Below are 13,666 nucleotides of genomic sequence, written 5' to 3' on the forward strand. Positions count from 1 at the left end.
TGAAGGGAGTAGGAATATGAAGGAAATTTCATCTAATAAAAAAAGAATGCAAATCAACAAAATAATTATACATCTGTTACTTATTTTAGGTGCGATTATAACTATAATACCATTTGTTTGGATGATTCTAACATCATTTAAAACTTTAGGTGAATCAACAATTATTCCTCCTACAATATTTCCCAAACAAATGCAGTGGGAAAACTATAAGGAGGCTATGAGAACTTTACCTTATGGAAAGTTTTATTTCAATACTATTGTTTATACAATGCTAACAACTATAGGACAAATTGTATTTTGTTCTATGGCAGGATATGCCTTTGCGAGAATTGATTTTAAAGGTAAGAATTTTATATTTGTATTGATTTTGTCTGTATTAATGGTACCAGGACAAATATTTTTAATACCACAGTTTATGATTATGAAAAAGCTAGGATTACTAAATTCTATTACTGCACTAGTGCTTCCAGGTCTATTTAGTGCCTATGGAACTTTTCTTATGAGACAATTTTATATGGGAATTCCAAAAGAATTGGAAGAGGCAGCTCGTTTAGATGGATGTAATCATTTTACAATATTTTGGAAGATAATGACTCCATTGGTGAAGCCAGGAATAGCAGCTCTTGCTATTACAGCTTGTTTATATTGTTGGAACTCATTGATGTGGCCTTTAATAGTAAATACATCTATAGATAAAATGACATTATCAGCAGGATTATCAACTTTAAGTGGTCAGCACGGAACAAACTTCCCTGTTGCAATGGCAGGTACTGTACTGGCAGTATGGCCTATGATAGTATTATTCGCTATCTTTCAGAAACACTTTGTTGAAGGAATGGCATCTACAGGTTCAAAAAGTTAAGAGTTTAATATATGTTAGGAGGAAGAAAAGATATGTCAAAAATAAGAGTAGCTTTAATAGGTGCAGGTCAACGTGGAAAGGATATATATGGAAACTATGCTCTTTTAAATCCAGAAAATATAGAGTTTGTAGCAGTTGCAGAACCAAATAAATTAAAAAGAGAAGAATTTTGTAAAAAACATAATATAAGTGAAAAGTGGGCTTTTGAATCATATGAGGAACTTTTTAGTAAGGACAAATTTTGTGATGCAGTAATAATAGCTACACCAGACAATACTCACTTTGTACCTGCAAAATTAGCCTTAGAAAAACAATATCATATATTACTTGAGAAACCAATGTCAAATAGACCAGAAGAAGTTGCAGAACTTGGAAAACTTGCTAAACAAAATAATAAAGTATTTATGATATGCCATGTTTTAAGATATACTCCTTTTTATTCTAAACTTAAGGAACTGATTAATAGTGGAGTAATTGGTAAAGTTATATCTATTCAACATAATGAAAATATAGGGTATTATCATTTTGCCCATAGTTTTGTTAGAGGAAACTGGAGAAATAGTGATGAATCAAGTCCTTTAATATTACAAAAGAGCTGTCATGATATGGATATACTTTTATGGTTAGTTAATAGTGATTGTACAGATATAGCATCCTTTGGAGAATTAAGTCATTTTACACTGGAAAATAGACCAGAAGGTGCATCTGATCGTTGCGTAACTTGTAAGGTTGAGAATGAATGTCCTTATTCAGCGTTAAAACTATATTATGATAACATTGGTAGATGGCCGACTTCTGTAATAACAGAAATTCAAACTAAGGAAAATGTTGATAAGGCTTTAGAGGAAGGACCTTATGGAAGATGTGTTTTTGGAGGCTGTGATAACAATGTAGTTGATCATCAAGGAACTGTATTTAATCTTTCTGCATTTACAAATAAAGTTCATAGAAATATTAAGATAATGGGTACTATGGGAGAAATCATAGGCGATGATGTTAAAAATGAAATTGAAGTACAATTATTTACTTCAAATGAAAAGAAGGTCATAACACCAAAAGTAGTATCAGGTGGTCATGGTGGTGGAGATACTGGTATTATGGAAGACTTTATAGCACTGGTAAAATCTGATGCAAATTCAGAAACTGGTTTAACTTCTGCAAGTATTTCAGTACAAAGTCATATGATGGCCTTTGCAGCAGAAGAAGCTAGAAAAACTAAGAAAGTAATAAATACAAAAGATTATACTAATGGATTTTAATAGGAGGTTTGGACTTGTTATATTTAGGCGTTGATGGCGGAGGAACTAAAACTGCATTTGTCTTAATAAATGGTAAAGGCAAGATATTAGCCTATAATATAAAGCCAACTTGCCACTATAAACAATCATCACTTAAAAACTTTGAAAATGTAATAAGACAAGGGATAAAAGATATTTGTAATGAAGCTAAAATATCTATAGCGGAAATTAATTATGTGTTTTTAGGAATTCCTGGTTTTGGCGAAATTAAAAAGGACATTTCTCTACTATTAAACATTATAAAAGAGATGCTAAATGATGTTCCATTTACTTGCGATAATGATGCAGTCGCTGCTTGGGCAGGATCATTGGCTTGTAAGGCTGGAATAAACATGGTAGCAGGTACAGGCACTATTGCATTTGGAATGGATAAAGAAGGACACTCTACTAGAGCAGGTGGATGGGGACACTTCTGTGGTGATGAGGGATCGGCTTATTGGATAGGAAAAAAAGCCATAGAAATATTTAGCAAGGAATCTGATGGGAGGATTAATAAGACTCCCTTTTACAATATATTAAGAGAAGAATTAGATATAGAAAATGATTTTGATCTTATAGATATTGTGATTACTAAGCTATTTATGAAAAGAGATGAAATTGCAAAATTTTCAAAGATAATATATAAAGCTGCCTTAGAAAATGATACTGAAGCTATTAAGGTTTTTGAAGAAGCAGCTTTTGAACACTACCTTACTATAAAATCTGTAATCAATCAGTTAAATCTACAGGATGAGGAAATACTCATTTCCTATTCAGGTGGTGTATTTAATGCAGATAGTTTTGTACTAGAGCCTTTAAAAAGATATTTAAAGGAACATGGAAAGGTTAAATTAATGAAACCTATTTTGCAGCCAATAACTGGTGCAGCATTATATGCAAAGATAATAGATTCAAATAAGTATGAAGAATCTGTAGTACTTACCTTAAAAGAAGAAGAAATAAAATGGAAGATTTAACCTAAGATATTGAGAAGGGTGGATAATAATGGCAGGATTAGTTTTTAAAAATGTATATAAGATATATCCAGGAGATGTAGAGGCTGTTAAGGAATTTAACTTAGAAGTTAAAGATAAGGAATTTGTAGTATTTGTAGGACCTTCAGGATGTGGTAAATCTACAACTTTAAGAATGCTTGCAGGACTTGAAGAAATTTCAAAGGGAGAAATATATATTGGAGATACTTTAGTTAATGATGTTCCCCCAAAAGATAGGGATATTGCTATGGTATTTCAAAACTATGCCCTTTATCCTCATATGACAGTTTATGATAATATGGCCTTCGCCCTTAAATTAAAAAAATATCCTAAAGATGAAATCAATACTAGAATTACAGAGGCAGCGAAGATACTAGGAATTGAAGAATATTTAGATAGAAAGCCTAAGGCACTTTCTGGAGGACAAAAACAAAGGGTAGCCCTTGGAAGAGCCATTGTAAGAGATCCACAAGTATTTCTTATGGACGAGCCTCTATCTAATTTAGATGCAAAGCTTAGAGTTCAAACTAGGGCAGAAATAATAAAGCTCCACGAAAGATTAGAGACTACCTTTATATATGTGACCCATGACCAGACAGAAGCCATGACCATGGGAGATAGAATTGTAATAATGAAAGATGGTGTAATACAACAGGTAGATACACCACAAAACGTATATCAAAATCCAGCAAATGTTTTTGTAGCTGGGTTTATAGGAAGTCCTCAAATGAATTTTATGGAAGGAGTATTAATCTCTGAAGGGGATAACTATAGTATTAAGATAGATGATATTAGACTTAATATTTCCAAAGAAGTAGGTAAAGGATTAGCTAATAAAGGATATTTAAATAAGGCTATAATCATAGGTATAAGACCTGAACATATTTATAACGAAACAAGAAAAACTCAAATAGAATTAAATGGTTTTGTAGAATTAATTGAAATGTTAGGCTCTGAGAAATACGTATATATCAAATTAGGAAAATATCAATTGATTTCAATAATAGATTCAGATATAAATATAGAAAATCATAAAGATATAAAAATATACTTTGACGAAAGAAAGCTACACTTTTTTGATAAAGATACGGAATTAGCAATAAAATAAATTAATAACTGGGAGAGATAAATCCATGGATATTGTATCAAATAGAGAAATGTTAATAGAAGCGAGAAAAAATAAATATGCTGTTCCTGCTTTTAATATTCATAATCTAGAAACTATGAAAGGAGTAATAGAAGCGGCTTACGAACTTAGGTCTCCATTGATGATTGCTACAACTCCAGGAACTGTAAAATATGCTGGATTAGAATTTTTAGTTGCCATGGCTAGAGCGGCAGCGAAAAAATATGATATTCCCATAGCACTACATTTAGATCACTGTACAGATGTAGAACTATTAAAACAATGTATTCAAGCAGGATATAAATCAGTAATGATAGATGCTTCTATAAAGTCTTATGAAGAAAATATAAGTATTACAAGGGAAGTAGTTAAGTATTCCCATAGATATGAAGTTAGTGTGGAAGCAGAATTAGGACTAGTAGGTGGACAAGAAGATGATAGAGATATAGATGAAAAGGATACTACTCTTACAGATCCACATATCGCCTTAGATTTTATACAAAGGACAAATGTAGATTCCTTAGCTGTTGCCATAGGAACTGCTCATGGAGTCTATAAATCTGAACCTAAATTAGATTTTGAAAGATTAAGTAAAATTAATAGTATGGTAAGCATACCTCTTGTACTACATGGTGCATCTGGTGTACCTCACGAAAGTGTAATAAAGGCAGTAGAAAATGGAATTAGTAAAGTAAATATAGCGACAGAACTAAAAATACCATTTGCTGAAGCCATTAAGGAATATTTTAAAGAAAATCCATCTGCAAATGATCCAAGATATTATTTAACTCCGGCTAAGGATATGGTAAAGAAAATAGCCATGGAAAAAATAAGAGTCTGTGGAAGTGCAAATAGATATTAAAACTTATAAGGAGGAATATAGTTGATTTTAACTATTACTTTAAATCCTTCTATTGATAGAAGATATGATGTAAAAGATTTTGAAAAAGGAAAGATATTTAGAACTAATGAATATCAATATACAGCTGGTGGAAAAGGTATCAATGTGACTAAGGTAATAAATACCTTTGGAGATCCAGTTTTAGCTACAGGATTTTTAGGTGGCAGAAATGGAACATATATAATAGATAAACTGGCTAAAATGAATATAGAAAATGATTTTATATTTATTAATGGAGAGACTAGGTCTTGTATTAATATAGCATCAAGTGATGGAAGTAATACAGAAATACTTGAATCTGGTCCCACTATAGATGAAGAAGAATTAAATAAGTTCTACCAGCTATATGATAGTCTATTGGATAAATGTAATATAATATGTGCATCTGGAAGTTTGCCTGATGGATTACCAGTAGATATATATAATGAACTAATAAAAAGAGCAAATAAAAAAGAGAAAAAGTTTATTTTAGATACCAGCGGTAAGCCTTTAGCAAAAGGTATAATCGAAAGACCATATTTAATAAAACCTAATAAAGAGGAGCTAAGTAAACTCATAGGCAGAAATATTAACTCTGAAGAAGATATTATTAGGGGAGTAAAGGGTTTTATTGAAAATGGCATAGAAGTAATATGTATATCATTAGGAGATAAGGGAGCATTAGTATTTAATAATGGATATATGTATAGAGTAGATATTCCTAAGGTGGAGGTTATGAATACTGTAGGCTCTGGAGATTCTATGGTTGCAGGATTTGCAGTATCCTTATTGAGAGGATATGATCTTGAAAGTATGTTAAGATTATCTTCTGCTTGTGGAACTGCAAATGCCATGGAGTTGGAAACTGGTAAGGTAGACTTAGACAATGTAGATAAGTTAATCAATATGATAAAAATTGAAAAAATAAAAATATAATTATACAAAATACAAGTTAAAATGCTTATGGCTAAATTGGTTATAGGCATTTTTTATCTAAATTTACATAGACATATGATTAAGTTTAGATAAAAGAGGTAAAAAGTTATATTAGAGGCAATTATTAAGAGTATATGGAGGTGGGTTTATGTTAATAAAAAACGTAGATATTATTACTCCCTATGAAGTTTTAAAGGGATATGGAGTTTTAGTAGAAAATGGACAAATAGTAGATATAGATTTGGAAGAAAAGTTTAGGATCGGAGAATATGAAATAATTGATGGAGATGGAAATTATCTTAGTCCAGGATTCATAGATATTCATAACCATGGAAACAAAGGCTTTGATATAATGGATAGTAGTGAGGAAGCCTTAGATGAAATTGGGAAATATCATATTTCTAATGGCGTAACATCTTATTTAGGTACTGTAATTACTTCCTCCTATGATAATATAATGAATGCAATAGAAAATATAAATAATTATAAAAATAAACATAATATATCCCGGATTATAGGTGTGCACTTAGAAGGGCCATTTTTTGATTTAGGAAAAAAAGGTGCTCAACCAGAGGAACATATTAAAACTCCAGATTTAGATAAGATAAAATCCATAGTAGATATAGCAAAGGATAAAATGAAAATGGTATCTATAGCTCCAGAGTTGGAAGGTGCCTTAGATATAATAAAATATTTAAAAGCAAGAAATATAACAATAGCCATGGCTCATACAAATGCAACCTTTGAAGAGACTAAAAAGGGCATAGCCTGTGGAGTAACTGTGGCTACTCATTTATACAATGGCATGAGAACTTTTAATCATAGGGAGCCTGGAGTCATAGGAGCTTCCCTTGAAGATGATAGAGTATATTGTGAGATAATCTATGACAGAATCCATTTACACGATGGAGCTGTGAATATTGCTTTAAAAATGAAAGGGTATGATAAAATAGTATTGGTTTCAGATGCCATGAGGGCAGCTGGACTTGAAGATGGAGAATACGAACTAGGCGAGCAAAAGGTTAATGTTTCAAAAGGAGCAGCAAGGCTAGAATCAGGAAGCTTAGCAGGATCTACTCTTAATATGCAAAAGGCTGTATATAATATGGTAAATTTTTTAAACATTCCTATTTATGAAGCAATAAAAATGGCTAGTTTAAACGCTGCAAAAACTGTAAAATTAGATGATAAATTAGGAAGTATAGAAATAGGTAAAAGAGCAGATTTAATTATTTTTGACAGAGATATAAATATTAAAAATGTTATATTAGATGGAAAACTAGTCATATAATAAAAGCATCCATATGGATGCTTTTATTATATGAAACTTATCTAAATATATGGTAATATGGTATTAATGAAAATATATTTGATTAGATCTCGAGGTGGAATATGGAAGATAACATATTAGGTGAAATTTATCAACAAAATACAGATAACGAAATTAGAAAATCAATAGGGCAATATTATACACCTAATTTTATTATTAAATATATATTGGAAAATACAATCGGTAAAGTAAATGTGATAGACAACCCATATACTAGAATAATTGATATTTCTTGTGGTGCAGGATATTTTTTGACTGCATCCTATGATATTTTAAAAGAGAAATTTTTATTAAATCTAGAGAAAATAAGGCATAAGTATGGAAATCATAACTATATCATAGAGAAAGATGAGAAAAGGATAAAAATAAGAGGAATAGACTATTGGAAGAAAGAAAACATCCACTATCATATACTAAAACACTGTATCTATGGCGCTGATAAAGATAAGGTAGCTGTTTATTTAACTAAATTGGCTTTGCTATCTAAAGAAAAGGTAAATTATAAAATAGATTTAAATATTGTAGAATGTGATAGCTTAGTAAGGTGGGAAAACAATGTTATGGATTCAGAGGATTATAACAAACTAAAGGAATTCTGGAGTAAAAAATATGATATTTCCATAGGTAATCCACCATATATTGGACATAAGCAGTTAAGTGTAGGATATAAAAAATGGTTATTAGAAGAATATAAGGATGTATTTAAAGATAAATCAGATATTTCCTTTTGTTTTTTTCAGAGAATACTAGAAATTTTAAGTTCCACAGGAATATCTGGAATAATAACTTCTAGATATTTTATGGAAAGTCCTACAGGGAGAGAGCTAAGATTATATTTAAGGGAAAATGCAAATATTGTTGAAATAGTAGATTTCTATGGAGCTGAAATTTTTAAAGATATTAAAGTTGCAACTGCCATATATTTATTTGAAAAATATAAATCCATAGGTAATAACATAACAGTACATAAATTAATTGATGATAAATATAAATTTAGTGATTTAAAGAATTTGAGATTAGAAATAGATTCAAATTTATTTAATAGCTTTCAAGTAGAACAGGATAATTTGGAATTAAATAGATGGATGTTGGTATCTAGAGAAAGCTTAAATATATATAAAAAAATAGAAAGAAAGACTAGATATAGATTGGGAGATATAGCAACTTCTTTTCAAGGGATCATAACTGGATGTGATAAAGCATTTGTGTTAAATAGGGAAGAGGTACTATTAAATAATATAGAAAAAGACTTACTTAAAAAATGGATAAAAAATAGTAATATAGAGAGATATAATATTTTAGATAATGACTTGTTTTTAATTTACTCTGATTTAATAAAGAAAGAAAAGACTTATCCTAATAGTATAGAATTTATTAAAGTCCATAAAGAAAGATTGAAAAATAGAAGGGAATATAAAACCGGAAACAGAAAGTGGTATGAATTACAATGGGGTAGAGATAGCAATTTATTTGAACAGCCTAAGATAATATTTCCATATAAATCTAGAAACAATAGATTTGCTATAGACTATAATAATCTATATTATAGTGCAGATATATACTCTTTAATTATTAAAGATGAATATAAAAATAAAATAACTCTTGAGTATTTAGTTGGATTACTTAATTCTAATATATATGAATTTTATTTTAAATTATTTGCAAAAAAAATGGGAAAAGGAATTTATGATTATTATCCTAACTCCATAATGGATTTAAAAATAATTACCGAGGAAATAATAGAAGATATAAGTATAAAGGTCAAAGAAATAATGAAACTAAAAAGCAAAGATGATATGGAAACTCAAGAGAAGATATGGGATTTAGAAAAAGATATAGACAAAATTATAGGAAAATACTTTGAATTTAATGAAGAAGACTATAGAATAATAAATAACACACAAATGAAGCCATGATATTATCATGGCTTCATTTGTGTGTGCGTGTCATAAAATTAATATATACTTAACAACTCCTCAATAAGGAGAAAATAAGCTATTTACAAAAAAGATAAAAAGACAGAGAGATAAAATGACATATATAAAACATATCACATTATCTCCCTGTCCTTGTATCTGAAAGTTTCCTCATAATATACATATATGAATTGCTTCTTCGATGCTTGATTTAACAAGTCTCTCCAGGGAACGCGTCTGACTATTGTTAAGAACCTGAGAGTTTCAGAATAAGTTTAGTGATATAATTATTCTTTGCTCCTACGGTTATCTAATTAGATATTTCCAATAATCTTCATTCGCTTATTAAGTTTTCTTACAATTATTATATTAGCATATAATTTTAATAATTGCAAGTAAAAAATAAATTATTTTAAATTATACAGTTTAGAAATAAAATCCTGGTTCATGAATAAAATAAGTAATAGTAAGAGTTATATGTTCTATTTGAACTTATTATCAGTTGATAATAAGTTCTATCTTCGAAAACCTATTGAAATGCCTAAGGAATATGTGTACAATGGTATTATCATTATCAATAATAAAATATGAAAGGTATGAAGCATATGGAAAATTATAAACTAGGTGTCAAAACTTCTTGGATAACAATTATAGTTAATATTATTTTGGCAGTTTTTAAAATTATAGCAGGGATAGCAGGAGTTAGTAGTGCTATGATTGCAGATGGAGTACATACTTTATCTGATATTTTGACTACTTTTGTAGTTTTGTTAGGGTTAAAAATATCTTCTAAGGAAGCTGATAAAGGTCATCCCTACGGACATGAGAAATATGAATCTGTATTTGCAAAACTTTTAAGTATATTACTATTATTAACAGGTGTATTTATAGGCTATGAATCTATTAAAATTTTAATTAGTGGTGAAATTAGGACTCCAAAGATAATTGCACTTATAGTTGCTTTTTTATCTATTATAGTTAAAGAAGGTATGTATTGGTATACTATTAAAGTAGCTAAGAAAATAAAAAGTATATCTATGGAGGCTGATGCTTGGCATCATAGATCAGATGCTTTTTCTTCCGTTGGTACATTTGCAGGTGTACTTGGAGCTAGATTAGGTTTTCCAGCTTTAGACCCTATTGCAGGAATAATAGTATCTTGCTTTGTAATAAAAGTAGGAATTGATTTATATATAAAATCTATTAAAGAGTTAGTAGACGAATCTGCCAGTGAGGAAATCATAGAAACTATTAAGAAAAAGACCGAATCCATAGAGGGTGTTAGAGGAGTGAAAGAATTAAAAACTAGAATGTTTGGAAATAAAATTTATGTTGATATAGAAATTTTTGTGGACTCTAATATTACTGTTGAAAAAGGTCATGAAATTTCTGAAAAAGTTCATGACAAATTAGAAAAAGATATTGCTGATATTAAACATTGTATGGTTCATATTGAGCCGTTTAAATAAATTAAGAAAAATTGTAATAATTTTGTAATAATTGAGTTGCATCATCTAATATAATATAATATAATATAATAATCTTATATTTGAAATCTAATATAGGGAGTGTTCATATTGAATAATAGAAAACACAAGCTACCAGTAACAATTGCAGGGATATGTCTCATTGGTTTAATTGGATTTAAAGATACTGGGATATTTGTTAAGGAATATATTAGTATAGATGACGCTACTCAAGTTGCATTTAATGAAGAAAAAGTAACTATTATTGGAGAAAAAGAAGATGCAATATATGAAATAGCAAGGAATGAAACAATAAGAACTAATAAAACTTCACAGAAGTATAGAGTGAAAGTTGATACATACATTCTGGACAAGCCAGAAGCAAAGCCTATTAGAGTTTTGAGAGAAGAAGAGATTCTGCAAATTCTTAAATTTGAGGATGACTACTATGGATTATTTAATACAGAGGATGGCATTGATGGTTATGTAAAATTATCAGATTTAGAGGCAATTGTAGAGGAAAATACTTCTTACGGAGTTTCAAAAGTAGATAAGGTACTAACAGATAATGATTTATTTTATACTTTGATAAAAGGCGAAACAGTTGCTATAAAAGATTTTAAAGATAATATTTATACTATTGTAGATGAAGAAGGAAATGAGTTTAAGGCTAAAGAGAGCTATATTGACTTGAGAAGACAAAAAGAAAGAGCAACAAGAGGAAATATATCCAGAAGAGGATCTTCTGTCACTAAAATAGTTCAAGCTGCTTATGCAGAATTAGGAAAACCTTATGTAGCAGGAGACACTGGGAAAAGAGGATATGACTGTTCTGGGCTTACATATTCTATTTATTTAAATACATTAGGAATAAAACTTAATAGATCTTCTAGTTCTCAAGTATCTGATGGGGTGGAAATAAAGCGAGAAGAGCTTGTACCAGGTGATTTAGTATTCTTTAGAACATCTGGAAAAGGAATAGGTCATGTAGGAGTATATATTGGGGATAACAATATGATACACGCATCTTCTGGCAGAAGAGAAGTTATGGTATCATCTTTAGATGAAGCTTATTATAAGCAAAGGTATGTAACGGCTAGAAGAATTATAAATAATTAATTGAAAAAAATACATTGAAAATTGTAGTGATTTTTGATGTATTTTTTTATTAACTGAACTTATGAAGGGAATTGTTAGAATATTCTTGTTTACAGTAGGCTGATATGTTATACTCTAGTTAAATTTTAATAAAATATTTTAAAAGGGGATGGAAAAATGATTGCATTGCTAAAGTTTTCGCCAATATTTTTACTAGCTGGACTTATGATGGTGAGCAATATTGAGGTGTTAGATTTTTTAGGGATTAGTTTAGACATTTTGGTTATAGCACCTATTGCAACTGTTTATGCAGCGATAATTGCTGCCGTAACAGAAAAATACAAACTAAATGAAATCGTAGATGCAGCAGTGGATAATGTTAAGGAAATGCAGTTGGTCTTTTTTATTCTTATGCTTGCCTATGCCATGGCAGAAGCATTTATGTCAACTGGAGTTGGAGCAGCAATTATTAATATGGCATTAGGATTAGGAATTACAGGAAAGACTGTTGCAGTAATAGCATTTATTGTTTCAGCAATACTATCAATTGCAACTGGAACATCATGGGGAACTTTTGCAGCCTGTGCACCTATTTTCTTATGGTTAAGCCATATAGTACAGGGAGATGTGATTATCACTGTTGGAGCAATAGCAGGCGGAGCCTGTTTTGGAGATAATATAGGACTTATATCAGATACTACTGTAGTTAGTTCGGGAATTCAAGAAGTAGAAGTTATCCATAGAATTAGGCATCAAGGTGTCTGGTCTGGTATATGTTTAATTGTAGCAGCAATTTTATTTGTTGTGGCAAGTTTAGGATTACCAGGTGAAGTTGGTAGTGCAGTCGATGCAATAAATCAAATTCCAGAAAGTGTATGGACTGCATTATCTGAAGAAAATCCAGCGGCAGTAGATTTGCTTAATCAAGTAAAAGAAGGAGTACCATTTTATATGGTTGTACCTCTAGTACTTGTTTTAATAGCTGCCATAAAGGGGATTCCTACTTTGGCTTGCTTAGGACTGGGACTGATTTCTTCCTATATATTTGGTATGGTTGCAGGTACAGTTGAAAATACTACCCAATTCTTGGGAATGTTGGAATCAGGATTTGCAGAAGCGGGTTCATGGGTAATAGTTATGATGATGTGGGTAGGAGCTTTTGGTGGAATAATGAACAAGATGAATGCATTTAAACCTATATCAGATTTAGTTTCAAGGCTAGTAAGAAATGTAAGACAATTAATGTTTGCAAATGGCATTTTATCCATATTAGGTAATGCAGCTTTAGCAGATGAAATGGCTCAAATAGTAACTATTGGACCTATTATAAAAGAATTGACTGATGAAAATGTGGAAGCAAGTGAAGAGGATATGTATAAACTTCGCCTAAGAAATGCTACTTTCTCTGATGCCTTAGGGGTATTTGGTTCACAGCTTATTCCATGGCACGTATATATTGCATTTTTTACAGGAATTGCTTCAGCCATATATCCGATTCATGAATTTATGGAGTTTGACTTAATTAAATATAACTTTATGGCATTTGTAGCCGTAGGTTCAATATTATTATTAACTTTAACTGGCTGGGATAGATTTATACCATTGTTTGGTATTCCAGCCGAACCAGATGTAAAGTTAAAAAGAAATATAAAAAAATGAAGATAAATTAATGAAAAGCATTTAAAACTTAAGTCATTTTTGAAGGTATTCTTGAATTTAAAACCTGATATGTTATAATTTGAATTATTACTACAATTTTTATAGATAATAGATGAAAGAG

11 protein-coding genes and 1 riboswitch are annotated in these 13,666 nt (G+C 30.2%); all 11 genes read left to right on the forward strand.

Going from position 1 to position 13,666, the window contains the following annotated elements; genetic code table 11:
- Positions 1 to 16 precede the first annotated feature (16 nt).
- The 11 genes from FYJ83_RS09920 to FYJ83_RS09970 all read left to right on the forward strand — a co-directional run bounded on the left by FYJ83_RS09920 (position 17) and on the right by FYJ83_RS09970 (position 13,545).
- On the forward strand, positions 17 to 862 hold the full coding sequence (locus tag FYJ83_RS09920) for a carbohydrate ABC transporter permease (RefSeq protein ID WP_154440171.1): 846 nt from the start codon (positions 17 to 19) through the stop codon (positions 860 to 862).
- 32 nt (positions 863 to 894) lie between these two features.
- Positions 895 to 2,121, forward strand: a complete 1,227-nt coding sequence (locus FYJ83_RS09925) for a Gfo/Idh/MocA family protein (protein ID WP_154440172.1) — start codon at positions 895 to 897, stop codon at positions 2,119 to 2,121.
- 14 nt (positions 2,122 to 2,135) lie between these two features.
- Complete coding sequence (locus FYJ83_RS09930; protein ID WP_154440173.1) at positions 2,136 to 3,116, forward strand: ROK family protein; 981 nt, start codon at positions 2,136 to 2,138, stop codon at positions 3,114 to 3,116.
- Positions 3,117 to 3,144: 28 nt separating this feature from the next.
- Entirely contained in the window at positions 3,145 to 4,242 is a 1,098-nt protein-coding gene (locus FYJ83_RS09935; RefSeq protein ID WP_154440174.1) for an ABC transporter ATP-binding protein, read from the forward strand.
- A gap of 25 nt (positions 4,243 to 4,267) precedes the next feature.
- Positions 4,268 to 5,122: a class II fructose-1,6-bisphosphate aldolase gene (gene fba / locus FYJ83_RS09940; protein WP_154440175.1), complete on the forward strand. Its 855-nt coding sequence runs from the start codon at positions 4,268 to 4,270 to the stop codon at positions 5,120 to 5,122.
- A 21-nt stretch (positions 5,123 to 5,143) separates the two neighbouring features.
- The gene (pfkB, locus tag FYJ83_RS09945) at positions 5,144 to 6,076 is read left to right on the forward strand and encodes a 1-phosphofructokinase (protein WP_154440176.1); all 933 of its coding nucleotides are present in this window, start codon (positions 5,144 to 5,146) and stop codon (positions 6,074 to 6,076) included.
- Between the two features lie 148 nt (positions 6,077 to 6,224).
- On the forward strand, positions 6,225 to 7,367 hold the full coding sequence (gene nagA / locus FYJ83_RS09950) for an N-acetylglucosamine-6-phosphate deacetylase (protein WP_154440177.1): 1,143 nt from the start codon (positions 6,225 to 6,227) through the stop codon (positions 7,365 to 7,367).
- A 101-nt stretch (positions 7,368 to 7,468) separates the two neighbouring features.
- Positions 7,469 to 9,322 carry an Eco57I restriction-modification methylase domain-containing protein gene (locus tag FYJ83_RS09955; RefSeq protein ID WP_154440178.1) on the forward strand — a complete coding sequence of 618 codons (1,854 nt, stop codon included), beginning with the start codon at positions 7,469 to 7,471 and terminating at the stop codon, positions 9,320 to 9,322.
- Positions 9,323 to 9,459: 137 nt separating this feature from the next.
- Positions 9,460 to 9,560: riboswitch (glycine riboswitch) on the reverse strand.
- A gap of 349 nt (positions 9,561 to 9,909) precedes the next feature.
- A complete protein-coding gene (locus FYJ83_RS09960) occupies positions 9,910 to 10,791 on the forward strand; it encodes a cation diffusion facilitator family transporter (RefSeq protein ID WP_229768559.1) in 882 nt (293 codons plus the stop codon).
- A gap of 108 nt (positions 10,792 to 10,899) precedes the next feature.
- On the forward strand, positions 10,900 to 11,907 hold the full coding sequence (locus FYJ83_RS09965; protein ID WP_154440180.1) for a C40 family peptidase: 1,008 nt from the start codon (positions 10,900 to 10,902) through the stop codon (positions 11,905 to 11,907).
- 156 nt (positions 11,908 to 12,063) lie between these two features.
- A complete protein-coding gene (locus tag FYJ83_RS09970; RefSeq protein ID WP_154440181.1) occupies positions 12,064 to 13,545 on the forward strand; it encodes a Na+/H+ antiporter NhaC family protein in 1,482 nt (493 codons plus the stop codon).
- Positions 13,546 to 13,666 lie beyond the last annotated feature (121 nt).

Source organism: Tissierella pigra, from assembly GCF_009695605.1.
GTDB lineage: Bacteria > Bacillota > Clostridia > Tissierellales > Tissierellaceae > Tissierella > Tissierella pigra.

Coding starts and splice junctions, on each gene's coding strand:
- FYJ83_RS09920 (WP_154440171.1), top strand. CDS start 17: ATGAAGGAAATTTCATCTAATAAAAAAAGAATGCAAATCAACAAAATA.
- FYJ83_RS09925 (WP_154440172.1), top strand. CDS start 895: ATGTCAAAAATAAGAGTAGCTTTAATAGGTGCAGGTCAACGTGGAAAG.
- FYJ83_RS09935 (WP_154440174.1), top strand. CDS start 3,145: ATGGCAGGATTAGTTTTTAAAAATGTATATAAGATATATCCAGGAGAT.
- fba (WP_154440175.1), top strand. CDS start 4,268: ATGGATATTGTATCAAATAGAGAAATGTTAATAGAAGCGAGAAAAAAT.
- nagA (WP_154440177.1), top strand. CDS start 6,225: ATGTTAATAAAAAACGTAGATATTATTACTCCCTATGAAGTTTTAAAG.
- FYJ83_RS09955 (WP_154440178.1), top strand. CDS start 7,469: ATGGAAGATAACATATTAGGTGAAATTTATCAACAAAATACAGATAAC.
- FYJ83_RS09960 (WP_229768559.1), top strand. CDS start 9,910: ATGAAAGGTATGAAGCATATGGAAAATTATAAACTAGGTGTCAAAACT.
- FYJ83_RS09970 (WP_154440181.1), top strand. CDS start 12,064: ATGATTGCATTGCTAAAGTTTTCGCCAATATTTTTACTAGCTGGACTT.